The 26,463-nt window shown below is 68.6% G+C and carries 23 protein-coding genes, 1 rRNA gene and 1 pseudogene; 13 read left to right on the forward strand and 12 right to left on the reverse strand.

The window, feature by feature from the left end; translation table 11 throughout:
• Positions 1-31 precede the first annotated feature (31 nt).
• Both otsB and ABZ911_RS22305 read right to left on the reverse strand, forming a co-directional pair.
• A complete protein-coding gene (gene otsB / locus ABZ911_RS22300; protein WP_358058781.1) occupies positions 32-817 on the reverse strand; it encodes a trehalose-phosphatase in 786 nt (261 codons plus the stop codon).
• 24 nt (positions 818-841) lie between these two features.
• Entirely contained in the window at positions 842-1,144 is a 303-nt protein-coding gene (locus tag ABZ911_RS22305; protein ID WP_358058784.1) for a DUF3263 domain-containing protein, read from the reverse strand.
• 117 nt (positions 1,145-1,261) lie between these two features.
• Between ABZ911_RS22305 and ABZ911_RS22310 the strand changes: the two genes are divergently transcribed.
• Both ABZ911_RS22310 and ABZ911_RS22315 read left to right on the forward strand, forming a co-directional pair.
• A complete protein-coding gene (locus tag ABZ911_RS22310; RefSeq protein WP_358058787.1) occupies positions 1,262-2,068 on the forward strand; it encodes an SAM-dependent chlorinase/fluorinase in 807 nt (268 codons plus the stop codon).
• A gap of 189 nt (positions 2,069-2,257) precedes the next feature.
• Positions 2,258-3,427 (forward strand): S8 family serine peptidase, encoded by a 1,170-nt coding sequence (locus ABZ911_RS22315; protein ID WP_358058790.1) that lies wholly within the window; start codon positions 2,258-2,260, stop codon positions 3,425-3,427.
• A 47-nt stretch (positions 3,428-3,474) separates the two neighbouring features.
• Here the strand turns inward: ABZ911_RS22315 and ABZ911_RS22320 are convergent, their stop codons facing one another.
• From ABZ911_RS22320 to ABZ911_RS22340, 5 genes are all read right to left on the reverse strand, one after another.
• A complete protein-coding gene (locus tag ABZ911_RS22320; protein ID WP_358058793.1) occupies positions 3,475-4,491 on the reverse strand; it encodes a dipeptide ABC transporter ATP-binding protein in 1,017 nt (338 codons plus the stop codon).
• Positions 4,475-5,512, reverse strand: a complete 1,038-nt coding sequence (locus tag ABZ911_RS22325) for an ABC transporter ATP-binding protein (protein WP_358058796.1) — start codon at positions 5,510-5,512, stop codon at positions 4,475-4,477. The genes ABZ911_RS22320 and ABZ911_RS22325 overlap by 17 nt, the downstream gene beginning before the upstream one ends.
• Positions 5,513-5,525: 13 nt before the next feature.
• Complete coding sequence (locus tag ABZ911_RS22330; protein WP_358058799.1) at positions 5,526-6,476, reverse strand: ABC transporter permease; 951 nt, start codon at positions 6,474-6,476, stop codon at positions 5,526-5,528.
• Entirely contained in the window at positions 6,469-7,410 is a 942-nt protein-coding gene (locus ABZ911_RS22335; RefSeq protein WP_358058802.1) for an ABC transporter permease, read from the reverse strand. The genes ABZ911_RS22330 and ABZ911_RS22335 overlap by 8 nt, the downstream gene beginning before the upstream one ends.
• Positions 7,411-7,528: 118 nt before the next feature.
• On the reverse strand, positions 7,529-9,196 hold the full coding sequence (locus tag ABZ911_RS22340; protein WP_358058805.1) for an ABC transporter substrate-binding protein: 1,668 nt from the start codon (positions 9,194-9,196) through the stop codon (positions 7,529-7,531).
• Positions 9,197-9,674: 478 nt separating this feature from the next.
• Between ABZ911_RS22340 and ABZ911_RS22345 the strand changes: the two genes are divergently transcribed.
• The 4 genes from ABZ911_RS22345 (at position 9,675) to ABZ911_RS22360 (ending at position 12,279) form a co-directional block, all read left to right on the forward strand.
• Positions 9,675-10,589 (forward strand): ABC transporter permease, encoded by a 915-nt coding sequence (locus tag ABZ911_RS22345; protein ID WP_358058810.1) that lies wholly within the window; start codon positions 9,675-9,677, stop codon positions 10,587-10,589.
• Positions 10,582-11,448 (forward strand): ABC transporter ATP-binding protein, encoded by an 867-nt coding sequence (locus tag ABZ911_RS22350; RefSeq protein ID WP_358058812.1) that lies wholly within the window; start codon positions 10,582-10,584, stop codon positions 11,446-11,448. The genes ABZ911_RS22345 and ABZ911_RS22350 overlap by 8 nt, the downstream gene beginning before the upstream one ends.
• Before the next feature lie 55 nt (positions 11,449-11,503).
• Positions 11,504-12,025, forward strand: a complete 522-nt coding sequence (locus ABZ911_RS22355) for a YbhB/YbcL family Raf kinase inhibitor-like protein (RefSeq protein WP_358058815.1) — start codon at positions 11,504-11,506, stop codon at positions 12,023-12,025.
• 98 nt (positions 12,026-12,123) lie between these two features.
• Positions 12,124-12,279, forward strand: coding sequence for a hypothetical protein (locus tag ABZ911_RS22360; protein ID WP_358058818.1), 156 nt, complete (start codon positions 12,124-12,126; stop codon positions 12,277-12,279).
• 59 nt (positions 12,280-12,338) lie between these two features.
• Here the strand turns inward: ABZ911_RS22360 and ABZ911_RS22365 are convergent, their stop codons facing one another.
• The 3 genes from ABZ911_RS22365 to ABZ911_RS22375 all read right to left on the reverse strand — a co-directional run bounded on the left by ABZ911_RS22365 (position 12,339) and on the right by ABZ911_RS22375 (position 16,119).
• On the reverse strand, positions 12,339-13,376 hold the full coding sequence (locus tag ABZ911_RS22365) for an alanine racemase (RefSeq protein WP_358058821.1): 1,038 nt from the start codon (positions 13,374-13,376) through the stop codon (positions 12,339-12,341).
• A gap of 180 nt (positions 13,377-13,556) precedes the next feature.
• Entirely contained in the window at positions 13,557-14,426 is an 870-nt protein-coding gene (locus ABZ911_RS22370; RefSeq protein WP_358058824.1) for a hypothetical protein, read from the reverse strand.
• Between the two features lie 370 nt (positions 14,427-14,796).
• Positions 14,797-16,119: a lysine 2,3-aminomutase gene (locus ABZ911_RS22375; protein WP_358058827.1), complete on the reverse strand. Its 1,323-nt coding sequence runs from the start codon at positions 16,117-16,119 to the stop codon at positions 14,797-14,799.
• A 174-nt stretch (positions 16,120-16,293) separates the two neighbouring features.
• Between ABZ911_RS22375 and ABZ911_RS22380 the strand changes: the two genes are divergently transcribed.
• From ABZ911_RS22380 to ABZ911_RS22400, 5 genes are all read left to right on the forward strand, one after another.
• Positions 16,294-16,851, forward strand: coding sequence for a DUF1707 domain-containing protein (locus ABZ911_RS22380; protein WP_358058830.1), 558 nt, complete (start codon positions 16,294-16,296; stop codon positions 16,849-16,851).
• A 41-nt stretch (positions 16,852-16,892) separates the two neighbouring features.
• The gene (gene plsX, locus ABZ911_RS22385; protein ID WP_358058833.1) at positions 16,893-17,948 is read left to right on the forward strand and encodes a phosphate acyltransferase PlsX; all 1,056 of its coding nucleotides are present in this window, start codon (positions 16,893-16,895) and stop codon (positions 17,946-17,948) included.
• Positions 17,949-17,967: 19 nt separating this feature from the next.
• A complete protein-coding gene (locus ABZ911_RS22390) occupies positions 17,968-20,253 on the forward strand; it encodes an HAD-IC family P-type ATPase (protein WP_358058836.1) in 2,286 nt (761 codons plus the stop codon).
• Positions 20,250-21,977 carry an arginine--tRNA ligase gene (gene argS, locus ABZ911_RS22395; RefSeq protein WP_358058838.1) on the forward strand — a complete coding sequence of 576 codons (1,728 nt, stop codon included), beginning with the start codon at positions 20,250-20,252 and terminating at the stop codon, positions 21,975-21,977. Before ABZ911_RS22390 ends, argS begins: the two co-directional genes overlap by 4 nt.
• Positions 21,978-22,066: 89 nt before the next feature.
• Positions 22,067-23,395, forward strand: coding sequence for a hypothetical protein (locus ABZ911_RS22400; protein WP_358058841.1), 1,329 nt, complete (start codon positions 22,067-22,069; stop codon positions 23,393-23,395).
• A 98-nt stretch (positions 23,396-23,493) separates the two neighbouring features.
• Here the strand turns inward: ABZ911_RS22400 and ABZ911_RS22405 are convergent, their stop codons facing one another.
• Positions 23,494-23,874, reverse strand: a complete 381-nt coding sequence (locus tag ABZ911_RS22405) for a cell division protein SepF (protein WP_358058853.1) — start codon at positions 23,872-23,874, stop codon at positions 23,494-23,496.
• A gap of 168 nt (positions 23,875-24,042) precedes the next feature.
• Here ABZ911_RS22405 and ABZ911_RS22410 point away from each other — a divergent pair, with 168 nt between their 5' ends.
• Both ABZ911_RS22410 and ABZ911_RS22415 read left to right on the forward strand, forming a co-directional pair.
• Positions 24,043-24,816, forward strand: coding sequence for a PhzF family phenazine biosynthesis isomerase (locus tag ABZ911_RS22410; protein WP_358058844.1), 774 nt, complete (start codon positions 24,043-24,045; stop codon positions 24,814-24,816).
• An 802-nt stretch (positions 24,817-25,618) separates the two neighbouring features.
• A pseudogene (locus tag ABZ911_RS22415) lies at positions 25,619-25,839 on the forward strand (IS5/IS1182 family transposase); the annotation flags it as partial.
• 531 nt (positions 25,840-26,370) lie between these two features.
• Here the strand turns inward: ABZ911_RS22415 and rrf are convergent.
• A 5S ribosomal RNA gene (rrf, locus tag ABZ911_RS22420) occupies positions 26,371-26,463 on the reverse strand; the annotation flags it as partial.

Raw genomic sequence — 26,463 nt, forward strand, 5'->3', positions numbered from 1 at the left:
GTGACCGTAGAACGCCACGCTTGCAGATGACTCACGATCGGCTGACAGCCTCGGCCAGCTCCTCCAGCAGCGCGACGACCCCCTCGGGCCCGTCGACCACGAGGTCGGCCTGTGCCGCCAGCTCGGACACCTCGGCCGAGCCGCTGCACACCGTCGCCCCCGGCAGCCCCGACGCCCGCACCGCCGCGAAAGCCGGCAGGTCGCCCAGGTCGTCCCCGGCGAACAGCACCGACCTCGCGGCCCGCTCGGCCAGGAACAGGGCGAGGGCCTGCCCCTTGTCCATCCCCGGCGGGCGCAGCTCCAGCACCATCCGGCCCGGCTCGACGACCAGCCCGTGCGCCTTGGCCAGCCTGGCCAGCGGCTCGCGCAGGACCGCGAGCGCGCCTTCCGGGTCGGGGCTGCGCCGCGTGTGCACGGCGACCGCCCGCTGTTTGTCCTCCACCACGACACCCTCGACGCCCAGCTCCCGCAGCAGCAGCGGCAGCTCGGCCTCGACCTGCAGCACGCCGGGCGGCGGCGGCGGCGCGCTCACCCGGCCCGCCTCCCAGCGCTCGAACCCGTAGTGGCCGAGCACCACCAGTCCGGGCACGTCGGCCAGACCGGGACCGTAGGCCACGGCCTTGGCGGCGGGCCGGCCGGTCACCACGACCACGGCCTTGACCAACCGCCCCAGCCTGGCCAGCACGGCCGGAGCCCTGGGGTGGGCGCGGGCGGCGTCGGGGTCGGGCACGATCGGGGCCAGGGTCCCGTCGAAGTCGAGCCCGATCACGGCGCCCGCGGGGTCCCGTACGATCGCTTGGATTCCTGGATTGTTCATCACGCGCCTGCCGTACCCACGCATTCAGGGGCGCATGCCCAGGCGGCGGGCCGCGCGCTCACGCTGGCGGGTGGAGCGCAGTCTGCGCAGGCGCTTGACCAGCATCGGATCATGTTCGAGCGCCTCCGCCCGGTCGATCAGCTCGCCGAGCAACTGGTAGTAGCGGGTCGCGGAGAAGCCGAACGTCTCGCGGATGGCCTGCTCCTTCGCGCCGGCGTGCCGCCACCACTGGCGCTCGAAGGCGAGCAGGTCGATCTCGCGCGGGGAGAGGGGCTTGCCGGGCGGTTCCTGGGCAGCACTGTCACCGCCTGTCGGTGCGGTGTCCATGGTCTCCTCCTTGGTCGGGACCCGGGACGATCACGTCTCGGGCGCGCGGCCCGTGGCCATCGTAATGTGCCATAGGCGGGTGTTCACGAAGGTTGCGGAGACGTACAGTCACGAAGTGTGACCCCAGTCATCACACTTCTCACGGACTACGGCCTGGAAGACGGATACGTCGGGGCCTGTCACGGAGTGATCGCGGGCATCGCCCCGGCCGTCCGGATCATCGACGTGTGCCACCTGGTGCCCGCCGGAGACGTGCGCAAGGGCGCGGCGATCCTCGCCCAGACGATCCCCTACCTTCCGGCGGGCGTGCATCTGGGCGTGGTCGATCCGGGCGCGGGCGGGGCCCGGCGGGCGGTCGCGGTCGAGGCGGGCGGCCGGGTGTTCGTCGGCCCCGACAACGGGCTGCTGTCCTGGGCGGTGCGCGCCTGTGGGGGCGCGCGGGCTGCCTACCAGATCACCGACGACGAGCTGTTCCTCAAGCCGGTCGCGCCGACCTTCCACGGCCGCGACGTGTTCGCCCCGGTCGCCGCGCATCTGTGCGCTGGCCGCAAGCCCGCCGACCTGGGGCCCGAGCTGCCGCTCGACCGGCTCGTCTCGCTGCCGACACCGACCTCGCTGCTGCGCGAGGGCTCGGTGGAGGGCGAGGTGGTCTCCGTCGACCGCTTCGGCAACACCCAGCTCTCCATCGCCCTCGGCGACCTGACCGCGCTCGGTGTGCGGGTGGGCGACACGCTGGGCGTCTGGCTCGGCCGCAGGCAGCTCTCGATGCCGTTCCGCGAGACGTTCGCCGCGGTGCCGCCGGGGGAGCTGGTCGCCTTCACCGACTCGGCGGGCCTGATCGCCATCGCCGTCAACTCGGGTGACGCCGCCCAGCGACTCGGCCTCCCACCGGGCGCGCACGTACGGCTCGCGCCCACCGGCTGAAAGCCACAAAAGGGGCTGAAGTTACAGAAGGCCAGTAACTCCGCGTATCGCCGTGTTTACCGAAGCGTCGGATTGAACCATCGGCCGCATGCCAGAATGCACCGACCCAGAGCGACCCCTCCACTTCCCTGAGGTCGACGTGATCCGACTCTCCCTGGCCCTCCTCCCGCCGCACCACGAGCTCACCCAATGAGGAAAGTGCTGGCGGGCCTGCTTCCGGCCTGCCTGGCGGTCCTGCTGCTCGTCGCCCCGCCCGCGGGCTCGGCCACGCCCCCGGCCGCGGACGACGGCGTCGGGGCCGGCGCGCGCTCCCGGCAGTGGCAGCTCGCCTCACTGCGGCTGGCCGAGGCCTGGGAGGTGAGCCGGGGCGAGGGGGTGCTGGTCGCGATCCTCGACACCGGCGCCGACCCCCGGCACCCCGACCTGGTCGGCGCGCTCGTCGAAGGCCCCGACCTGACCGGCACCCGACGGGCCAAAGGCCGCTGGGGACGGCACGGCACCGCCATGGCCAGCCTCATCGCCGGCCGCGGACACGGCCCGCGGCGCGCACTCGGGGTGGTCGGCGTCGCGCCCGCCGCGCGGGTGCTGTCGATCCGGGTCACGCTGGAGAACGACGATCCGCGCCGCGGCGACCGGCGCGCCCGCGACCGCGGCCACGACGCGCTGGCCAAGGGCATCCGCTACGCGGCCGACCAGGGCGCCGACGTCATCAGCATGTCCCTCGGCGGCGGTTCGGGCACCTGGGAGGGCTCGGCGGCCGAGGAGGAGGCGGTGCGGTACGCCCTGGAGAGCGGTGCCGTCCTCGTCGCCTCCGCCGGCAACGACGGCGACGGGCCGAACCGGAAGAACTTCCCCGCCGCCTACCCCGGCGTGATCGCGGTCGGCGCGTGCGACGAGGAGCTCAAGGTGACCGAGTTCTCCAACCGGCAGGACTACCTGTCCGTCCTCGCCCCCGGCCGCGGGATCGTCAGCGCCGACGGCCAGGACTCCTACGTGGTCGGCGACGGGACCAGCTCGGCCGCCGCGCTGGTGGCGGGCATCGCCGCGCTGGTCAAGAGCGCGCATCCGGCGCTCACCCCGCTCCAGGTGCGCCGGGCGATCGAGCGCGGCACCCGGCGCCGCCCCACCGGCGGGCACAGCAAGGCCTACGGGTACGGCGTGGCCAGTGCCGTACTCGCGCTGCGGGCGGCCCGGAAGCTGGCCAGCAACACGCCGCTGAAGGCGAGCGGGCATCCCGCGCCGTACTTCGGCGACGGGCCCGGAGACGGCGCGTCCGGCTCGCGGCTGGCGGTCATCGCGGGCTTACTCCTGCTGGCGGGCGCGATGGCCGTCCGGGTGGTGGTCCTGCACCGCCGCTGACATGACGAAGCCCCCCACAGCGGACCTGTGGAGGGCTTCGAGGGGGTTCAGCCCGCGTGCACCACGTCGTGCGTCTCGGCGAAGTGACACGCGCTCTCGTGACTCGTACCCGGCCTGATCTGCAGCAGGGGCTCCTCTTCGGCGCAGATCTCCTGCGCCTTCCAGCAGCGCGTCCGGAAACGGCAGCCGGAGGGCGGGTTAGCCGGCGAGGGCGGGTCTCCCTGCAGGATGATCCGCTCGCGCTGCTCGCGCCCTTCGGGGTCCGGGACCGGTACGGCCGACAGCAGCGCCTGGGTGTAGGGATGCGCCGGCCTGTCGTAGATCTCGGTGTCCTTGCCGAGCTCGACCATCTTGCCCAGGTACATCACGCCGACCCGGTCGGAGATGTGGCGGACCACCGACAGGTCGTGGGCGATGAAGATGTAGGCCAGGTTGAACTCGTTCTGCAGCCGCTCCAGCAGGTTGATGACCTGCGCCTGGATCGACACGTCCAGCGCCGAGACCGGCTCGTCACAGACGATGATCTCCGGCTGGAGCGCCAGCCCCCGGGCGATGCCGATGCGCTGCCGCTGACCGCCGGAGAACTGGTGCGGGTAGCGGTTGACATGGTCGGGGTTGAGACCTACGACCTCCAGCAGCTCCTGCACCTTGCGCCGCCGGTCACCCTTCGGCGCCACCTCGGTGTGGATGTCGTACGGCTCCCCGATGATGTCGCCCACGGTCATCCGGGGGTTCAGCGAGGTGTACGGATCCTGCATCACCATCTGGATGTTGCGCCGCATCCGCTTGAGCTCGGCGCCCCTGGCCTGGGCGATCTCCCGGCCGTTGATCTTCACCGAGCCGGAGGTCGGCCGCTCCAGCGCCATCAGCACCTTGGCCAGCGTGGACTTGCCGCAGCCGGACTCGCCCACGATGCCCAGGGTCTCGCCCCGGTGCAGGTCGAAGGAGACGCCGTCCACGGCCTTGATCGCGCCGACCTGCCGCCTCAGCACGATGCCCTGGGTCAGCGGGAAGTGCTTGACCAGGTCACGGACCTCGAGGATGCGCTCACCCACGGCTGCCATCGAGGACCTCCCTCCAGTAGTGGCAGGCGCTGCCGCGCACACCGCTGATCTCGTAGAGCGGGGGGGCCTCGGTCACGCAGTTGTCCTGCCGGTACGGGCACCGGGGGTGGAAAGCGCAGCCGGTGGGCATGTCGAGCAGGTTGGGCGGCAGGCCCTTGATGGCGTACAGCTCCTGGCCCTTGTGGTCGACCCTGGGGATCGACTCCAGCAGCCCCTTGGAGTAGGGGTGGGCCGGGTTCTTGTAGATGTCGAACACCGGAGCGTGCTCGACGATCCGCCCCGCGTACATGACCGCGATCTTGTCCGCGACGTCGGCGACCACGCCGAGGTCGTGGGTGATCAGGATCAGGCCCATGTTGCTTTCCCGCTGGAGTTCGGCGAGCAACTCCATGATCTGGGCCTGCACGGTCACGTCGAGCGCGGTGGTCGGCTCGTCGGCGATCAGCACCTCGGGGTCGAGCGCGATCGACATCGCGATCATGATGCGCTGCCGCATACCGCCGGAGAACTGGTGGGGGTAGTCGTTGACCCGCTGCTTGGCGGCGGGAATGCGGACCTTGTCCATCAGCTCGACGGCCTTCTTCATGGCCTCGCGCTTGCCCATCCCGCGGTGCACGCGGAACATCTCGCTGATCTGCCAGCCCACGGTGAAGACCGGGTTGAGCGCGGAGAGCGCGTCCTGGAAGATCATCGCGATCCGCTCACCGCGGACCTGGGTCCGAGCCTCCTCCGACAACTTCAGCAGGTCGGTGCCCTTGAACCTGATCTCCCCCTGGGGGATCTTGGCGGGCGGCATGTCGAGGATGCCCATGATCGCCTGAGCGGTCACGGACTTGCCCGACCCCGACTCGCCGAGGACGGCGAGCGTCTCGCCGGCGTCCAGCGAGTAGCTGACGCCGTTGACGGCGCGCACGACGCCGGCCCTGGTGTGGAATTCCACGTGCAGGTTGTCGACCGCGAGCAGCGGTTCGTTGCCCAGCCCTCCCTCGGCCGGCAACACTTCCGTCGCTGTCTTCTTCACGATTCCCCCCTTCCTATCGCAGCTTCGGGTCGAGAGCGTCGCGGACGGCGTCGCCGATCATGACGAAGCACAGGACCGTGATGCTCAGGAAGACCGCCGGGAAGATCAGCGGCTCGGGGGCCATGAGGAACCTGTTGCGCGCGTCGGCGATCATCAGACCCCAGGAGATGCCCGGCGACTGGATGCCGACTCCCAGGAACGACAGCGCCGCCTCGCCGGCGATGAACACGCCCAGGTTCATCGTGCAGACCACGATGACCGGCGCGATCGCGTTCGGCAGGATGTGCTTGATCGAGATCCGCATCGGGCTCGCGCCCAGCGCGCGGGCTGCGGTGATGTAGTCCTGGTTCTTCGTGCTGATCACCGAGGCGCGCATGATGCGCAGGACCATCGGCCAGGCGAGCACCGACATGGCCAGGACCACGGTCCCGACACCGGCGTTCGACCTGCCGACCACGGCGAGGATGAGCAGGGCGCCCAGGATCGACGGGATCGCGAAGAAGATCTCCGCGGCCCTGGACAGGACGACGTCCACCCAGCGGCCGTAGAAGCCCGCGATCAGGCCCAGCACGCCGCCCACCAGACCGGTGACGACCGAGGTGAGGATACCCACCATGATCGAGACCCTGGCGCCGTAGATGACCCTGGAGTAGGTGTCGCATCCCAGGTTGTCGGTGCCGAACCAGTGTGCGGAGCTGATGCCCTTGCGGGCGTCCACCAGGTTGCAGGTGCTCGAATCAAAGGCGTTGACGGGCGAGAACAAACCCGGCACGATCGCCATGAGGATCAGGATGACCGCGATCACCGATCCGACGATGAACACCTTGCTGTGCCGCAGGTCGTACCAGGCGTCCGACCACAGGCTGTTGGACTTGCCGGCCTTCTGACGTCTGGTCTTCGGCGGGTTCTGCGGCGGGCTCTGCGGCGCCTCAGGAAGGCCCGGGGCCATGTTCAGGTCACTCATAGCGGATCCTCGGGTCCAAGACGGCGTACAGCAGGTCGACGATGAGGTTCGCGATCAAGTAGATCAGCACGAGTACCGTGACGATGCCGACGACCACCGAGTTCTCCCGGAGATAGACCGACTGGAAGAGCTGCTGACCGATACCCGGCAGGTTGAAGATGGTCTCGGTGATGACCGCGCCGCCCATGAGCGAACCGAGGTCGGCGCCCAGGTAGGTGACCAGCGGGATCAGCGAGTTGCGCAGGGCGTGCCGTCCGAGGACCCGGCGCTTGGGCATGCCCTTGGCGACCGCGGTACGGATGTAGTCGGCCCTGAGTGTTTCCATCAGGCTGGTTCTGGTCAACCGGGTGAGGTACGCGATCGACGTTCCGGCCAGCACGAAGCCGGGCACCAGGTAGCTGCGCCAGCCGTCACCGATGCCGGCGACCGGGAAGAAGTCGATGCCCGCGCCGGTCTTGAGCTTCACGCCCAGGATGAGCTGCAGGACGAATCCGCTGACCAGCGTCGGAACCGACACCAGCAGCAGGGTGATGGCGAGGATGCCCTGGTCCTCCCAGCGTCCCCTGCGCAGCGCGGCGAGCAGGCCGAGACCGAGACCGATGACGGCCTCGATGGTCAGCGCGGTCATCGCGAGCTGGAAGGTGACCTGGAACTTGCCCTCGAAGATGGTCGAGACGGGCAGGCCGCGGAAGGTCTGGCCGAAGTCGCCGGTGAGGATGTCACGGACGTAGTAGCCGTACTGAACGATCAACGGATCGTTCAGGTGGAACTGCTCCCGGATCGCGGCGGCCATCACGGGGTCGATTTTTCTGTCGCCGCCCAGCGCCGCCACGGGATCGCCGGGGAGCGCGTAGACGATGGCGAAGATGAGGAATGTAGAGCCCAGGAGAACAGGTATCGCCTGCAATAGGCGCCTGATCACATAACGGCCCATGCGGTCTCCCGATCATTGAAAAGGGCAGCCCGGCAACCACCGGGCTGCCCTCTTGGTGTTCAGGGCCCTTCGCGGCGGCATCCGGGGTACGGCGCCGCCACGAAGGTGCGGATCACTGTCAGGAGGCCCGCTCGACGTTGGCCAGGTCGACACGCTCGAACGGGTCGATCGTGACGCTCTTCACGTTCTGAGAGTAGCCGCCGTTCGTCTGGTAGAAGTAGATCGGCAGGTACGGCAGGTCCTTCGCGATCATGTCCGCGCCCTTGCGGTACGCGGCGTTGCCCTCTTCCTGGGTCTTCGCCGAGTCGCCCGCGGTCAGCGCCTTGTCGAAGTCCTTGTTGGAGTAGCGGCCGTAGTTCGAGCTGCCGCCGGTCCCGAAGATCGGGCGGAGGTAGTTCTCCATGGACGGGTAGTCCATGATCCACGCCATCCGGAACGCGCCCTTGACCTTGCCGACGTCCAGGTCGTCCTGGATGAGGGCGAACTTCTCGTAGGGCTTCGGCGTCGCCTCGACACCAAGGTTCTGGCGGAGGTTGTTGGCGACGGCCTCGATCCACTCCTTGTGGCTGGCGTCGGCGTTGTAGGCGATCTCGATGTTCGCCTTGCCGCCGCCGGCCTTCTCCCACAGGGCCTTGGCCTTGGCGGGGTCGTAGGTGCACGCCTCGCCACAGCCACCCTGCTGGTAGCCACCGACGACCGGGCTGATGAAGTCGTCGGCCGGGACACGGGTGTTGGAGAAGATGGTCTCCGTGATCGTCTTCCTGTCGATCGCCATGCCGATGGCCTTGCGAAGCTCAGGGTTGGTGGCGTACTTGTCACCGGAGACGATGTTGAAGCCCAGGAAGCCGATACCCGAAGAGGGCTTCTCGATGTAACGGTCGCCGAGCTCCTGCTTGGCGGTGGCGATGGCCTCCGGCGGCAGCTGGTCCATGATGTCCAGGTTGCCGGCCCGCAGGTCGTTCCACGCGGTGTTGGCGTCCGTGTAGATCTTGAACTCAACCGCGTCGATCTTGGCCTTCTCGACGTAGTCGTCGTAGCGGACCAGCGACATCGACTGCTCGCTGCCACGCTTCCACGGCTTGGCCATCTTGAAGGGACCGTTGCCGATCGGGCTCTCGCCGTACTCCTTGGTGACCTTGCCGTCGGGGCCGAAGGCCGCCTTGGGCATGGGCATGAAGGTGGTGTAACCCAGCATGGTCTTGAAGCCGGAGTACGGGCGCGCCAGGGTCACGACGAACGTCTTGTCGTCGACGACCTTCAGGCCCGACAGGGTCTTGGCCTTGGGCTCGGGGGCCGGCGTCGGTCCGTCGGGACCGTCCGGGTCCGCCGGCGCCACGTCTTCGTAGCCCTCGACCGAGCTGAAGAAGTAGCCACCCTCGTAGGCGTTGGGGCCATAGGCGGCGGCGTTCCAGGCGTCCACGTAGCTCTGCGCGGTGACGGGGTCACCGTTGTGGAACTTGAAGCCGTCCTTCAGCTTGATCGTCCACACCTTGGACTCGGCGTCAGGCTCGATCGACTCGGCACCCTTGAGAATCGGGTTCTTGTCCTTGTCGTAGTCGACCAGACCCACGAACAGGGCGTTCAGCACCTCGGCACCGCTGGTGTCGTTGGTGTTGATCGGGCTGAGCTCGTGCTGCGGCTCGGCGATGTAGACGCGGACCGGCGAGGCAGCGGCGCCACCACTTGCCTTCTGCTCCGTTCCGCCGCCGCCCCCGCCACACGCGGCAACCGCGAGGGCCAGAAGCGCGGTACCGGCGACGATCTGTGCGCCCTTAGTAACACGCATGTTGAGAAGTTCCTCCCTCTACAGGTGGGCGTAAGCGCTGAGCTGCAATGATCCTTAGCAGCCTGACGGAGGGTCCTTGTAATCCCCCGGGTTTGGCTGACATGGTCAAACCAGCTGACGCCCTGCCAGTCGATCGCGACTATCCCTCACTACTTGCCACCAGCGAGTCTCTGGCGCGTTGCAGTTCGGTCACACGTGTGCATGTCCGGCGTCATACGCCCATCCGTACACAACTTGAACAACCCAACAACGGCTATACGACTCAAACGGGCACACGCAGGACGTGGACAGTCGAGTGAAAAATACCCCGGAAGCGATAGTGCTCGTGCCGTTGCCGACACGCGTCGCCCGGCTGGGCTACGGTTGACCGAGTCTTGCCGGGGCCTTGGAACCACTCCCGGTCCGATCACGTCCAAGTGCCTGCGGCGATCCGTCGCGTCAGGCACCACACCTACCTGGATCCAATAGAGTCCATGCCATGAGCCAGCCGGAATCCGCCGTCGCGGACGCCCAGGCGGGCGGCCGAAGCGGAGAGCCGCTGGCCAAGCTCGCCCAGCGCTACGGACTTCGGCGTGCCATCGCGCGTCCGAGGTTCCCCGTCTACCTGCGCCAGCTGTGGGAACGTCGGCACTTCATCATGACGTACGCGACCTCGCGAAACGTCTCCAAATACAGCAACTCAGCCCTGGGCCAACTGTGGCAGGTGCTCACCCCGCTGCTGAACGCCGGCATCTACTACGTGATGTTCGGCCTCATCCTGGGCGGCAGGGGCACCATCCACAACTACCCGGCCTTCCTGCTCGTCGGGATGTTCGTCTTCACCTACACGCAGCGGTCGGTCACTGCGGGCGCCAAGTCGATCTCCGGCAATCTGTCGATGATCCGGGCCCTGCACTTCCCGCGCGCGTCGCTCCCCCTGGCGTACACGATCCAGGAGCTGCAGCAGCTCGCCATCTCCATGGGCGTGCTCTTCGCCATCGTGCTCGTCACCGGCGAGCCGATCACTTTGCTCTGGCTGATGATCCCCGTCGTGCTGCTGCTGCAGACGATGTTCAACATCGGCGCCAGCCTCGTCATGGCCCGCGTCGGCTCGACCATGCGCGACATGAACCAGCTCCTGCCGTTCATCATGCGCACCTGGCTGTACGCCTCCGGCGTCTTCTTCTCCATCCAGGAGAAGGTCGTCCAGGCCGCCGAACTGCCCCAGTGGGTCGCGGACGCCATGTATCTCAACCCCGCGGCCTCCTACATCGAGTTCATGCGCGACATCCTGATCCAGTCGCACCCGCCGCGATGGTGGATCGTGTGGAGCTGCGTATTCTGGGCGGTGTTCGCCCTCATCTTCGGCTTCTGGTACTTCTGGCGAGCCGAGGAGAGGTACGGCCGTGGCTGAGCTGACCGAGGAGCTGTCCAAAGTGAAGGCCGAGGAGCCCGGCGTCCCCAAGGCGGACGTCAGGGTGCACCCCAACCCGGAGCCCGCGGGCAAGAAGCCCATGGACGCCCCGACGGGCACCCCGACCGTCATCGTCGACGACCTGCACATCGTCTACCGCGTCTACGGGGCCGCCTCCGACCACGAGAAGGGCAACGCGGTCAACGCCCTCACGCGCCTCGTCAAGCGCCAGGGACGGCCGCAGATGAAGGAGGTGCACGCCGTCAAGGGCGTGACCTTCGTCGCCTACCACGGGGACGCCATCGGCATCGTGGGCCGCAACGGGTCGGGCAAGTCCACCCTGCTGCGCGCCATCGCCGGCCTGCTGCCCCCGCACTCCGGCGCCGTCTACACCGACGGGCAGCCCTCCCTGCTGGGCGTCAACGCCGCGCTCATGCGCGAACTCACCGGCGAGCGCAACATCGTGCTCGGCTGCTACGCGATGGGCATGACCCCCGCCGAGGTCAAGGCGAAGTACGACGAGATCGTCGACTTCTCCGGCATCGACGAGTTCGTCCAGCTGCCGATGTCCACCTACTCCTCCGGCATGGGCGCCCGCCTGCGCTTCGCCATCTCCTCGGCCAAGACGCACGACGTCCTGCTGATCGACGAGGCGCTGGCCACCGGCGACCGCGAGTTCCGCCGCAAGAGCCAGGACCGCATCAAGCAGATCAGGGAGTCGGCCGGAACCGTCTTCCTCGTCGCCCACGACCTCAAGATCATTGAGGAGACCTGCAACCGGGTCATCTGGCTGCACAAGGGCAAGCTCAAGATGGACGGCGACCCGCAAACGGTCATCGCCGCCTACAACAAGGGCTGAGCACCTCGGTGGATGATGGAGGCGTAAGCCACCACGCATTCACCGGAGGTGCATCTTGTCCGCAAGGCCGCCCATCCCGTATGACTTCCTGCCCCAGGTCCCTGCGCTGACCGTCGAAAGCGACGACATCCGCGACGGCGAACGCCTGTCCGAGGCCCAGGTCTTCGACGGCTGGGGCATGAAAGGCCGGAACCTCTCCCCGCACCTGCGCTGGTCGGGCGCCCCCGAAGGCACCAGAAGCTACGCCGTCACCTGCTACGACCCCGACGCCCCCACCGGCAGCGGCTTCTGGCACTGGCTGCTCTACGACCTCCCCGCCGACCTCACCGAACTGCCCACCGGCGCGGGCACCCCCGACACCAAGACCGGCACCCACGCCCGCAACGACTTCGGCACCAAGCAGTACGGCGGCGCCGCTCCACCGCCCGGCCACCCGCACCGCTACCTGTTCACCGTGCACGCCCTGAGCGTGGCCTCGCTCGGCGTCGACAGCGACAGCCCCGCGGCCGTGGTGGGGTTCAACATCACGGCGAACACGCTGGCCCGCGGCTACCTCGCACCCGTGTACGAGACGTGAGCGACACCCCCGGGTAACCGCCTGACAGCGCGCTGAGCGTTCCGCTATGATTCGAACGCAGATTCGATCCCAGGAACGTGATGGAGTGGGGGCGCGCGATGCTTGAGCTGTCGACCGCGATTGACCACCTGGCCATCGAGGACCCGTCCGAGATCCCCCGGGCCAAGGTCGCCGAACAACTCATCGAGCTCCACTGGCAGATGGCCAGACTCCAGGCCCAGATCGCCCGCCGTACCGGCGTCCGCCTTCCCTGACGAGACTCCGCGCAGACCTCCCGGGCCTGCGCGAGTCCCCTTTCAAGCGGAGGAGGACGTCACGTCAAGTAGTGGAAGCTCGGCTTCGGGTGCATCAGGAAGTCGTGGTGGGAGATGTTCCAGGCGTAGGCGCCCGCCATGGTGAACTCCACGATGTCGCCCGGCTTGAGGCTGATCGGTGCGTGCCGAGCGAGTATGTCCTTCGGCGTACACAGTTGTCCGACGATGGTGATGGGCTCGCCCTGCTCGCGGATGACGAGTGGCTGGTCGTGCCCCTTGGTCGCCGGAGTGCGCATGTGGTGGGTGCCGCCCGCGACGACGGCGAACAACTCGCCGTAGACCCGTTTGACGTCGATAACCCGGGTGACGTACCGCCCGCAGTACACGGTCAGCGAGCGGCCGGGCTCGACGCGGAGGGTCTCGCCGGGCCGACGTAGCGCGGCCAGACCGTCACCGTAGGTCTTCCAGTCGAACCGGAGCTCCGGCTCGCTGTAGGAGACCGCCATGCCGCCACCGAGGTTGATCTCCGCCAGGCCGAGCCCACGCGCGAAGGAGAGCACCTGGGCCGCGACCTCCAGCATCTGGTCGGCGCCGAGTCCGCTGGCCAGGTGCGCGTGGACGCCACGCGGCCGTACGGCGTCCTGGCCCGCCAGCATGTCCAGGACCTCGGCCACACCCGCGGGGTCCATGCCGAACGGGGTCGCGCCACCGCCCATCGCCAGGGAGGCGCCCTCGATGGGGATGTCCAGGTTGACCCGGAGGAGCACGTCGGCGGAGCGGCCGGAGCCGAGAAGGCGGCGCACCTCGCCGGGGCTTTCGATGTGGAGGCGGGCGACGTCGGCGAACAGCTCGTCGTCGGTCTTGCCCGGCCCGCCGAGGGCGATCGGGAAGTCGGGGAAGTGGCGGCGGACGTGGGCGAGCTCACCGCCGGACGCGACCTCGAAGCCGTCGATATGAGCTGCGAGCACCTGTAGCACGCGCGGGTCGGGATTCGCCTTCACGGCGTAGTACAGCTCGGTCTCGCCCAGGGCCGACCGGACGGACTTGATGTGCGACTCAAGTCCGGCCAGGTCGTAGACGTACGCGGGCAGGTCCATTCCTACTTCACGTCCTTGATCATCTCGACCGGTGGGTGCTCAGAATACGCAACCCGAGGACGTGTCACTGGATCCGTACAGAACAGCGATGAAACGCGCGATGGGCCCAGAAAGGTCTGGGCCCATCGGTGGTGGTTTGGGGTGACGTGAGGGTCTGTGGGGGAGGTTCAGGTGGGGTGGTCAGCGCACGATGGCGCCGGTCACGGTCGCGGCCGTTTCCGCGACTGAGTCAAGGGATTCGTGGACGGTGATGGCCCCCCGCGACGTCCCCGCCTTCGCGGTGGAGACGGCGGAATCGACGAGCGGGGCGATCTCGTCGATGCGCGCGCTCTGGGCCGCACCGGCCGGCGCCGCCGGCATCACGGGCTTGACCTGGGCGGTCACCAGGTCGCTTACCAGGTCGGGCGCGCTCTCCATGATGGCGACCCGCTCCACCGCGCCGATGACCCGCCCGGACCCGGTGACGTCGGAGATGCCGGGCAGGCCGGTCACGCCGACCAGTCCGGGCGCGTTGTTGGCGGGGCCGGACACGCCGGCCGACTCGGTCAGGCCGCCCAGTCCGGCGGCACCGGTGAGGCCGGTGAGGCCGGTGGCCCCGAGGAGGTCGCTGAGGTTCCCGAAGGGGCCTCCGGTGCCCTTGATGGTGGACAGCAGTCCGTCCAGCGCGTCGAGCGGGTTGCCGGCGATCTCGGCGGGCGAACCGCTGGGCAGTGAGTTGGTCAGGCCCTCGGCCTGGCGGAGGTCGACGGCGCCGAGCAGCCCGCCGAACGCGTCCTCTCCCTCGAACAGCGGGGCCAGCGTGCCGCTCGCGCCCTGGACGGACCTGCCGCCGACCGCGCCGGCGTCGGAGACCCGGGAGACCTGTCCGAGGGTGCCGCCCAGCGCGCCCGTCACGGGCGCGGCCAGCTCGCGCACCACGGAGAGCTGGTCGAGTCCCGCCACGTTCGCGTCGCGCAGCAGGTCGGTGCTGTCGGCCTGCGCGGGACTGGCCGTCACCGCGGCCAGGCCCAGCGTGGCCACGGCTATCGCTACCTGAAACACACGATTCATGATTTGCCTTCCGGCTCGTTTTCGATTCGCGCTTGCAGAAACGCGAATCGCATTCCCCCGAAAGCCGGCGGACACGCTGTGGGCACCACACCTGGCGCGCCGTCCGGCTCAGCTACCGACGCAGTTCTATCACTCCTCGAAGCGCGGGATCCGCGACTGTCAAGGAACTGACGCAACTAATGACGATCAAGCATCGGTACGGCGAGCCGAACACTAAATCCGGAAATAACCACACGAAGAGCGGAGTCTATTTCGGATATTCCGCAGACGTCTCCTCGACGCGAACCCGGCCCGATAACAACACTCCGGGAAACAAATGCCGCGGGCCGGGAACGCAGATTTTCCGCTTGCTGGATATCCGCTTGACCGCTCAGGCCGACAGGCGAGTCTCCTGCGCAGCCTGCTGGAACGGGAATCTGTCGGCGAAGGCGGGCCGCAGATCCGTGAGCCAGCTGGCCCGCGCGTCATAACGGGCGAAGAACGGTTTGCCGACCAGTGCGGGGTCGCGGGCCTGGATCAGGTGGAGCACGAAGACCTTCTGCCCCGCGATCTCGGTGACGCCGTCCACGCACACCTTGCCGGGCGTGGCGGACATGGACGGGCCACGCACGGTACGGCACAGCCCGGAAACCCCGGCGTAGGCGTCACGGAAGATCTCGTACCCGCGACCGAGCGGTACCGCGAAGTAGTCCTGCGGCCCGGTGTCGCGTTCGACGAACATGTAGTAGGGGATCATCCCCATGGCGTGCTGGCGCCGCCACATCTCCCGCCACAGTGCGGAATCGTCGTTGATGGACCTGATCAGCGGCGCCTGGGTCCTGATGGTCGCCCCCGTCCCGATGATGCGCTCGACCGCCTCACCCACCAGCGGAGACTCCAGCTCGCGCGGGTGCGAGAAGTGGGCCATGAACGCGAGGTTCTTGCCCGCGGCCTTGACCTGCTCGAACAGGCGCAGTGTGTCGTCCGCGTCGGGGTCGGTGGTGAAGCGCTGCGGCCAGTAGGCCAGCGACTTGGTGCCGATCCGGATGGACTCGAGCTGCTCGACCTCCAGCAGCGGTTCCACGTACCGCCTGAGCACGGTCTCCCCCATGATCATGGGGTCGCCGCCGGTCAGCAGCACGCTGGTGACCTCGGGATGGGCGCGTACGTAGGTGATGAGCTGCTCGACGTCGTCGGAGGCGAACTTCAGGTCGGCGTCGCCGACGAACTGCGCCCACCTGAAGCAGTAGGTGCAATACGCATGACACGTTTGCCCCTGTTTGGGAAAGAAAAGCACCGTCTCCGGGTATTTATGCTGCATGCCAGGCACACTCTCCTGGCCGATCCGCGGAACGTTCAGGTCGAGCTGACCGGCGGGGTGCGGGTTGAGTTTCTTCCGCACCTGGTTGGCGGCGGCCTGCACCTCGGCGTTGGGCGCCTCGGCCTTCAGCAGGTCGGCGAGTCCGGCGACATCCGTAGCGGGCAGCATGTCCGCCTGCGGGAAGACAAGGCGGTATATGGGATCCTCTGGCGCGGCAGACCAGTCGATGAGCTCGTCCACAACGTAGGCGTTTGTCCGAAAAGGCAACACCGTCGCGACAGCGCGCACCTTCAGACGCTCGGCGTCGTCCAGCCCCGCACGCTGCAGCAACTCGTCGAGATGCTTGGACGTGTACGCCTTGAAGCGCCGCGTTCCTGCCTGGTTCAAGATCACTAGGCCTTTCCCATCTTTTTTGTTCGATCTGAGGTAAACCTGTTGCCCCTCTCGTGCGTCTAGGGCTCTTATACCCGGACGCGCCCCGGCCTACATCTGGTTCCGCTGAGCCCAAAGTTTCTGCCGCAGTTCACCACTCGCGACATATCGCGATTCGGCGTAGACTCGGCAATCGTGACCGAAGATCCCGTTCTGCGGGCCTCAGACGCCGACCGCGACCGCGTCGCCGCGGTGCTCGGCGAGGCACTCGCCACCGGCAGACTCACAAGCCTCGAGCACGCCGACCGCCTGGAGGCCGCCTACTCGGCCAAGACGGTCGGCGAACTCGCCCCCATCACCCGCGACCTCCCCCAGGCCACGGGCGCCACCGCCCCCGCCGCCATCGGCGAGCAGACCGTCACCGCCGTCTTCAGCAAGGTCATCAGGAAGGGCCGCTGGGTCGCCTCCCGGCACACCAACCTGAGCGCGACCTTCGCCGCCCTGATCGTCGACCTCTCCGAAGCGGTCCTGCCCGGCCGGGAGATCACTGTGGCGGTCAACTCCTACGCCGCGAAGCTGATCATCCGCGTGCCCGACAACGCCCAGGTGATCGACGAGGTCGGCGCCCTGTTCGCCAAACGCCAGGTCTCCGGCGGCCACGGCGGCGACGGCCCCGTGATCAGGGTCACCGGCCGGGTCGCCTTCGGCAAGGTCGTCGTGGCACGCGGCGTCACCGACTGGAACCTCGAGTAAGGACCACCCGCCGGTCATGGCAGGTCCTCACCGTGCCTACGATGCGGGAAGACGTTCTCGCACGAGGTGACCGCTTGCCTGACTCCGACCCGCCGATAGCGCTCGATGCCATGGGCGGAGACCACGCGCCCCACGAGATCGTGGCCGGAGCCGTGCACGCGGTCAGGGAGCGGGGCATCCCGATCGTCCTGGTCGGCCCGCCGCGCGTGCTCTACGAGGCGCTCACCGACCACGACGCCGCCAAGGAGATCCCGATCGTGCGGGCCGAGGAGGCCATCGCGATGGACGAGGGCGCGCTGGCCAGCCTGCGCCGCCCCCGCTCCAGCCTCGCCGTCGCCTGCCACCTGGTACGGCGCGGCGACGCCTCCGCCGTCGTCTCCGCCGGCTCCACCGCCGCCATCGTGACCACCGGACGGCTCAGGCTCAAGGGCCTGCCCGGCGTCCTGCGCCCCGCCATCGCGGTCGCCCTCCCGACCCTGCCCACCCCCACCGTGCTCCTCGACGCCGGCGCCAACGCCGAGGTCAAACCCGAGATGATGGTGCAGTTCGCCCATCTCGGCACCGCGTACGCCGAGACCGCTCACGGCATCGAGGCCCCCCGCGTCGCCCTGCTCACGATCGGGTCGGAGGCAGAGAAGGGCAACAAGCTCGTCAAACGCGCCCACGAGCTGCTCGTCGCCGCCCCCGGCATCCGCTTCACCGGCAACATCGAGGGCCACGACCTGCTCACCGGCGTGGCCGACGTCATCGTGACCGACGGATTCACCGGCAACGTCGCGCTGAAGACCATGGAGGGCGCGGTCCGCTACGCCTTCGCCGAGCTCAAGGACTCCGTCAGCGACAGCAGGCTGGCCCGCTTCGGCGCGCTCATGCAGCGGGCCAGGCTGCGCGAACTCGCCCAGCGGCTCGACTCCGAGGCGTACGGCGGCGCCGTACTCCTCGGGCTGAACGGGACCGTCGTCATCGCGCACGGCGCCTCGAAGGCACCCGCCGTCAGCGCCGCCTGCGAACTGGCCGTCACGCTGTCGCGGCGCGGCACCGTGCCCAGGATCGGAGAACGCGTCGCCTCCACACACCGTCCACACCGGCTCTGGTGACCCCCTAATCTCGGAACACGTGGAAGGACTCACATCCGCCCAAGTGGCGGTGGCCAAGACCAACGACGTCCCACGCAGGTCGAGCCGTTCGCTCGGCACCATCATCAGAGCCAACGTCTTCACCCTGTTCAACCTGGTGATCGCGGTGCTCTGGGTGCTGATCATGATCTTCGGGGAGTGGCAGGACGGCCTGTTCGGCCTGGTCATCGTGGCCAACGCGCTGATCGGCATCGTCCAGGAGCTACGCGCCAAACGCACCCTCGACCGGCTCGCCGTGGTGAACGAGGCCCCCGTCAGGGTGCGCAGGGACGGCCAGGAGCGGGAGATCCCACCCCGCCGGGTCGTGCTCGGCGACCTGATCCTGCTCGGCCCGGGCGACCGGCTGCTGGTCGACGGCGAGGTGGTCGCCTCCGACTGCCTGGAGATCGACGAGTCGCTGCTCACCGGCGAGGCCGACCCGGTGCACAAGAACCCCGGCGACCAGGTGCTGTCCGGCAGCTTCGCGGTCGCCGGGTCCGGGGCGTTCACCGCGACCAGGGTCGGCGCCGACGCCTACGCCGCCCGCCTGGCCGAGGAGGCCAGCAAGTTCGGCCTGGCCCACTCCGAGCTGCGGGACGGCGTCGCCAGGTTCATCAGGTACATCACCTGGCTGGTCATCCCGATCGGCGCCCTGCTCATCTACAGCCAGGTGCGCAACGACACCGACTTCGGCACCGCCATCACCGGCGCGGTGGCCGGCATCGTCACCATGATCCCCGAAGGTCTGGTGCTGATGACCAGCATCGCCTTCGCCGTCGGCGTGGTCCGCCTGGGCCGGCGCAACGCCCTGGTCCAGGAGCTGCCCGCCATCGAGGGCCTGGCCCGGGTCGACGTCCTCTGCCTGGACAAGACCGGCACGCTCACCGCGGGCGGCATGGACCTGGACCAGGTGCTCGCCCTGCGCGACGGCGAACCCGTCGACGACGCGCTCGCCGCCCTCGCCAACGTCGACCCCCACCCGAACGCCACCGCCAGAGCCATCCAGGTCCGCTACCCCGCCTCCCCCGACGGCTGGACCAGCCGCCAGAGCGTGCCGTTCTCCTCGGCCCGCAAGTGGAGCGGCGCCGACTTCGACGGCCACGGCGCATGGCTGCTCGGCGCCCCCGACGTCCTCCTCTCCCCCGGCACCGAGGGGTACGGCAGAGCCGCCGAACTCGCCTCCACCGGCACCCGGGTGCTCGCGCTCTGCCGTACCGAGGACCTCCGGAACGGCGCCGAGCCCGCGCCCGTCGCGCTCGTCACCCTCAAGCAGCGGATCAGACCCGACGCCCACGACACCCTGCGGTACTTCGCCAAGCAGGGCGTCACCGTCAAGGTGATCTCCGGCGACAACCCGGAGGCGGTCTCCGCGATCGCCGTCTCCCTGGACATCCCCGGCGCCGAGCGGGCCGTGGACGCGCGCACCCTGCCCGCCGACGACCCCGCCAAGCTCGCCGAGATCCTCGACGGCAACACCGTCTTCGGCCGCGTCAGCCCGCAGCAGAAGCGCGAGTTCGTCGGCGCGCTGCAGTCCAGGGGCCACACCGTGGCGATGACCGGCGACGGCGTCAACGACGTGCTCGCGCTCAAGGACGCCGACCTCGGCATCGCGATGGGCGCCGGCAGCCCCGCCACCAAGGCCGTCGCCCAGGTCGTACTGCTCGACAACAAGTTCGCGTCGCTGCCGTCGGTGGTCGGCGAGGGGCGCCGGGTGCTGGCCAACATCGAGCGCGTGTCCGCCCTGTTCCTCACCAAGACCTTCTACGCGATCGCGCTGTCGCTGCTCACCGGCGTGTTCGGGCTGATGTTCCCGTTCGCGCCCCGGCACTCGACGCTGGTCAACGCGCTGACCATCGGCATCCCCGCCTTCTTCCTGGCGCTGGCGCCCACCCTGGAACGCTCGAAGCCAGGGTTCGTGCCCAGGGTGCTGCGCTTCGCCGTACCCGCAGGGCTGGTCTGCGCGGGGGCGGTCTTCCTGTCGTTCTGGGCCGCGCACACGGGCACCTCCACCCTCAACCAGGACCGCACCTCCGCGGTGATCACGCTGTTCCTGACCACCTGGTGGGTGCTGGTGCTGGTCGCCAAGCCGCTGACGATGTGGCGGATCGTCCTGGTCGGCGCCATGGCGGCGCTGTTCGCGCTGGCCATCGCCCTCCCGTTCGTCAGGGACTTCTTCGCCCTGGAAGCGGGCGACATCAGCAACGATCTCACCGCCGTCGGGATCGCTGTGGTGGGCGCTGTGGCGATCAGCGCGGCCATCAGGCTCACCGGTACCCTTAGAAGATGACCGACCCGCAGATAGTGCTCGCCGAGCGCGTCCAGCAGGCGCTGGCCTCCGCGTTCGGCCCCGAGCACGCCGACGCAGACCCGCTGATCCGGCCCTCCCAGTTCGCCGACTTCCAGGCGAACGTCGCGATGAGCCTGGCCAAGCGACTGCGAAGGGCGCCGCGGGAGGTCGCAGAGGCCATCGCGGCGCAGCTCCAGGACTTCCCCGGCACCGTGGAGGTGAGCGGCCCCGGATTCCTCAACATCAGGCTCGACGACTCCTGGATCGCCACCGGGGCGTCGCGGATGCTGCAGGACCCGCGCAGCGGCGTCGGCACCACCACGCCCCCGCAGCGGGTGGTGATCGACTACTCGGCGCCGAACGCCGCCAAGGAGATGCACGTCGGCCACCTGCGCACGACGATCGTCGGCGACTCGCTGGCCCGCACCCTGGAGCACCTGGGCAACACCGTCATCCGGCAGAACCACCTCGGCGACTGGGGCACCCCGTTCGGCATGCTGATCGAGCACCTGCTCGACATCGGCGAGGACGCCGCGGTGGCCCAGCTCGAAGCCGGCCAGGGCACGGAGTACTACCAGGCCGCCCGCGTCAAGTTCGACAGCGACCCCGACTTCAAGCAGCGCTCCCGCCAGCGGGTGACCACGCTGCAGTCCGGCGACCCCGAGACCATGCGGCTGTGGCACGTCTTCATGGACGCCACCATCCGCTACTTCGACAAGATCTACGCGATGCTCGGCGTCACCCTCACCGACGCCGACATCGCCGGCGAGAGCATGTACAACCACATGCTCGACAAGACCTGCGACGACCTCCAGGCGATGGACGTGGCGGTCCTCAGCGAGGGCGCGCTCTGCGTGTTCCCGCCCGGCTTCACCGGCTCCGACGACAAGCCCCTCCCCCTGATCATCAGGAAGACCGACGGCGCGTACGGCTACGGCACCACCGACATGGCCGCCGTCCGCCACCGCGTCGAAGACCTCAAGGCCGACCGCATCCTCTACGTCGTGGGCGCCGACCAGGCCCTGCACTTCCGCATGGTCTTCGCCGCGGCCAGGCAGGCGGGCTGGCTGCCCGACAGCGTCTCGGCCGAGCACATCCAGATCGGCATGATGCTGGGCAAGGACGGCCGGCGCTTCAAGACCCGCTCCGGCGAGTCGGTCAAGCTCATGGATCTGCTCACCGAGGCCGTCGACCGGGCGAAGACCGCGATCGCCGACCGAGGCTACGACGAGGCCACCCGCGACGAGATCGCCCACGACGTCGGCATGGGCGCGGTCAAGTACGCCGACCTGTCGATCAGCCACGACAGCGAGTACATCTTCGACTTCGACCGCATGCTGGGCTTCTCCGGCAACACCGGCCCCTACATGCAGTACGCCACGGCCCGCATCCGCTCGATCTTCCGCAAGGGCGGCTTCGACCCCGAGACGGCCTCCAGCCCGATCACCCTGGGCGAGTCCGCCGAGCGCGGCCTGGCCCTGCAACTGCTCGGCTTCGGCGCGCTGGTCGAGCAGGTCGCCGCACTGGCCGAGCCGCACCGGCTCTGCGCCTACCTGTTCGAGACCGCCAGCCTCTTCAGCACCTTCTACGAGGAGTGCCCGGTGCTCAAGGAAGGCGTCGACCCGGCCACCCGTGACTCCAGGCTGGCGCTGTGCGCGCTGACCCTGCGAGTGCTGGAGACCGGCCTGGAGCTGCTGGGCGTCCCCGTCCCCGACCGCATGTAAGCACGGGCGCGCCTCCACATGGTTGGCGCGCCCCCCGGCTAGGCTTTACCCGGTCATGAATCAGGCCGATATTGGGGGAGTTCTCTGCCTTGAGCACGGACCTGACGGCAAGCCCCCAGGCCGGTGCGGAACTGCAGCGCTACACCGAGGCGCTGCTGTCCCACCTGGCCGCGAGCGGCGCCGCACCTCCTGCTCCGCCTGCCTTCCGGGACATCCCCGGCCACTGGCTGCCGGCGGCTGTCGAAGCACTGGTCACGATCCTCGCCGGCGAGGACCCGCTCGAACCGCTGAGCAGAGCGGCCGGACGCGACCAGCAGAACACCGCACTCTTCCTCTGCCTCTCGCTGGCCGTGGCCGGCCAGGGCGACCGCATCCACGCCTCCTGGCTCGGTACCGCCTTCGGCGAGCTGTCCCTGGAACGGCCCGTCACCCACGGCCAGCGTGCGCTGTGGCTCGCCGCCGCCAGGGGCGCGTACGGCCCCGCGGGCAAGATCTTCGTGCTCCGCAAGCTCGACGCCCTCGCCGTCCCCCAGCAGGCTGAGGTACCGGACTGGCTGCAGGCCCTCGCGCCCGGTGAGCCGTCCGTGGTGGTGCCGACCTCGCTCGTCGACTTCCCCGAACTGGCCGAGATCCCGGAGCTGGCCAGGCCCGCGCAGGCCGCCGCCCGGCTGGCCAGGCTGCGCGCCCGCTGCACCGAGATCACCTCGGCGCGGCAGGCCGAACGGGAGTCACGGGCCCCGCTGACCAACAACGCCGCCGCACCGGCCACCACCTGGGCCGAGGACGAGCCGCTCGCCGTACTCCGGGCGCTTTCCGGGCTCGGCGGCCACTCCGGGCCCCTGGGCTCGCTCACCGGCCACCTGCTCGACGACCTGCGGCCGGGCGCCGACCCCCACCTGGCGGCCATCGCCCTGCACGTGGCCGCGCCGATCCTGCGCGTGGTCGCCGACGAGCTCGTCGCCGAGACCCGGCTCACGCCGCCCGACTCGGTGACCGTGCCCATGCTCGGCCATCCCCTGATCCTGCAGCCCGAAGGCCCCGACCCCGACTCCATGGCGGAGGCCGAACGCGCGATCGTCGCCGACGGCGTACCGCCGCGGCGACGTCCATGGGATGCCTACCTGCCGATCGCGCTCGGCGTGGTGGCCGTGATCTGCGCGCTGTTCGCCTGGCCGCTCGCCGTGGCGGGGGTGGCTCTGGCCGGTTTCGGCGGCTGGCGGCTGCTGCGCCGGCGACAGGCCGAGCAGTCCGACGCGACCTACGTGGCGGCCCGGCTCAGCGAGCTCAAGGAACTGGCCGACGGCGCCGTCTGGGCGCTGCACGCCTACGCCCGCGAGGCTGACAGACGCGCTGAAGCGGCGGCGATCGACGCCGCCGAGCTGACCCGGCTCCTGCGCAGAGGCCCACGCGCGGCCTGAGATTCTGGCGCGCCCGCCGGATTCAGGTCCCCCCCGGACCCAGCCTGGCGTCGCCAGGGTTCTGGGGAAGACCCTGGCAGACGTGGCAGGCGCACCTCTCAGGTGTTCTCGATCTCCACGTGTGACGGCGCGAGCAGGAAGACCCGATCCGCGATGCGCTCGATACGACCCTCACAGCCATAGGCCAGACCGGCCGCGAAGTCCACCATCCGGGTGGCCTCGGGCATCGGCATGCCTGTGACGTCCATGATGACCGTCTGGCCCTCACGGAAATGCTGGCCGATCGTCGGTGCGTCGTTGTACTTCAACGGCTGCACCATCACGATCCGTGACGACTCCTGAGGCGAACGCCAGCGCCTGGCCGCCCTCTCCGACGCCGGCATGTACTCCTCGTCGTACTGCTCGTCGTCGTAAGTGTCGTCGTACTGGTCGATCCCGCCCAGGCCAAGGTAGCTCGCCACCTTGCGCACTGCCCCCATCGGCATGTCCTTTCCTTCAGGAACTCACCGTAATCGGCACGTCCCTACACATTGGACGGTAACCGACGATTCGGTGTTCGCCATGCGACACGCCCAGTACTCATTTCATCTTGTACGGCTTGCATCCTGATTGCGACTGGATATCACCTGCCCCTATAGCATCGACTCATGCGTCTGTTCACTGTCGATGCCTTCACCGGCGCTGCATTCCAGGGTAATCCCGCAGCGGTGTGTCTCCTCGACTCCGCCGCACCGGAGGAGTGGATGCAGTCGGTCGCGGCCGAGATGCGTCTGTCCGAGACGGCGTACTTGATCGGCAATTCGCTGCGCTGGTTCACTCCCGCCGTCGAAGTATCCCTATGCGGGCACGCGACGCTGGCCACCGCCCACGTCCTCTATTCGACCGGCGCGGCGACCGGCCCGCTCCATTTCGAGACGAAGGGCGGAATCCTCACCGTGAATCAGGCCACCGACGGACTGATCATCATGGATTTCCCGGCGAAAGAAGTGACCCCGGCCACAGTTCCCGAAGGCCTCGAAAAAGCACTCGGCGCCAAGGTCCTCAGCGCTCACCGCAACCAGTTCGACCTGCTGCTGGAGCTCGAATCCGACGCCGCGGTGGCCTCTCTCACGCCTGACATTCCAGCCTTGTCGAAGGTGGACGTACGAGGCGTCATCGTCACCGCCCAGGCCGACGCGGAACGCGACGCCGACTATGTCTCCCGCTTCTTCGCTCCCAGAGTCGGCGTCCCCGAAGACCCGGTGACCGGCTCCGCCCACTGCGCCCTGGCCCCCTACTGGTCAGCCAGACTCGGCCGCCCCCACCTCACTGGCACCCAACTCTCCGCCCGAGGCGGCACCATCCAGACCACAACCCGAGGCGACAGAGTCGACCTGGCCGGGCACGCGGTCACAATCCTCTCGGGCAACCTCCACATCTAGCTGACCCTGGCACGGGTGCGCTCGGCTCAGGTGCACTCGGCTCGCGCGTTCGTCCCCGGATGTGGTTCGCGCCTCGAAACTCCGGCGTTCGTTCGGGGGCTTGGCCGCCCGCGGAACTCCCGCTAATTCGAGGACGTGGGCTCCTCCCGCGTTCGTTCTCCACAGAGGTCATGAGGGAGAAGGGCGCATGCCGGGCAGGGCGGCGCATCGGGATGTTCCAGGGTCCGACCGGTTGGCGAGAAGCCAGCTGCGCGGATCTCGCAGCTCAGTTCTCGGTGGATGTGCCACCAGGTAGATCCGGCTTCGCCACGGTAGGGTCCCCCGGCCTTGGAAAGCAAGATGCTTTCGTTCGGCCAGTCGGGTGCGACGACATCGAGCGTCCATCCGTTCATGGTGGTCGTGTGCAGGCCACCGCCCATGATCCCGGAAATCTGGACGGCAATACCTGCGAGAGGACCTATTCCTGCGCAGGTGAGAGCGTAGTCGTCAGGCCAGGCCGGTTCCGGGTCGGGATCGCGTGCCACTCGCTCCCCGGTGACGCAGTCGACGACACCGCGTCCCTGGTGGGACGTCACGAGGATCAGATCTTCACCAGAGTCCGGGTTCAGAGCGAATCCGACCCCCGGTCAGGCCGCCGACCGCCAGCACCGCCAGCGGCCGCCACGGCGCCGGCGGTGCCTGTAGCGGAGCGCTACGGAACGGGCGCGGAGTTGGTCTTGTGCGCGTTCAAAGCGTCCTATCCCATCGGAGGTCATGGCATGCGTACGGGATAGATCATCGTACGGCGCGGAGGTCGGCCGACACGGAGTTCAAGCGGCATCGCCACCGCCCTGGCTGTCACGCGCGCAGATGGACGTCAACCGCTCCCACTCCCGCATCCGGGCCATCGGTGAGCGTTCCGTCGCGACCGCGAAGGCCTGGAGGGTGCTGACCAGGCTGCGCTGCTGCCCGCAACGCGCGACCGCACTCGTGCAGGCCATCCTCGTTCTGCAACTCGTCGAAGAGTGCCGCTACTCAGGATGAAATGAGCTCATAGAAGGGCAACGGAGAGCTGAGATAAAAGGCGTGAGAGATAAGAGCCGGACATGCCGAGGCATCTCCACTGACACCAAGGGAGGTGAGGTCCCAACAGGGTGAACTGGACCCTCGCGTCCCCAGGTGCTGGTGTGCGGTCGACCCTACCGCCCGAACAACGTGTCCTATACCGCCCGAGCAACGCATCCCTCAGTGCTGGGGCGAGGGCGATCGCCTCACCTTGTCCGAACCTCGCGTCCCTCAGGCTGGCGGTCATCGCCTCGCCCCAACGCCGAAGGACGAGCCTCGGCAGGCAGACATTGCCCCGGCCGCCAGGGGGCGTGTCTTGATGAGCGGCTCTACCGTCGGGAACCTGGTGATGTCGGAAGGGCAGTGGCGTCGGAAGGGCGTCTGCCGGCGTCACATAGCCCCAAACGACGAAAGGGCCACCCCCGTCCGAGGTGGCCCTTCACATACCAAACAAACCGGGAGGGAAACGAGAAAGGGCCACCCCAGAAGGGTGGCCCTTTCTTAAAGATTGTGCGGCGGCGACCTACTCTCCCACACCCTCCCGAGTGCAGTACCATCGGCGCTGCAGAGCTTAACTTCCGGGTTCGGAATGTAACCGGGTGT

Source organism: Nonomuraea sp. NPDC046570 (genome assembly GCF_040645915.1).
Classification (GTDB): Bacteria; Actinomycetota; Actinomycetes; order Streptosporangiales; family Streptosporangiaceae; genus Nonomuraea.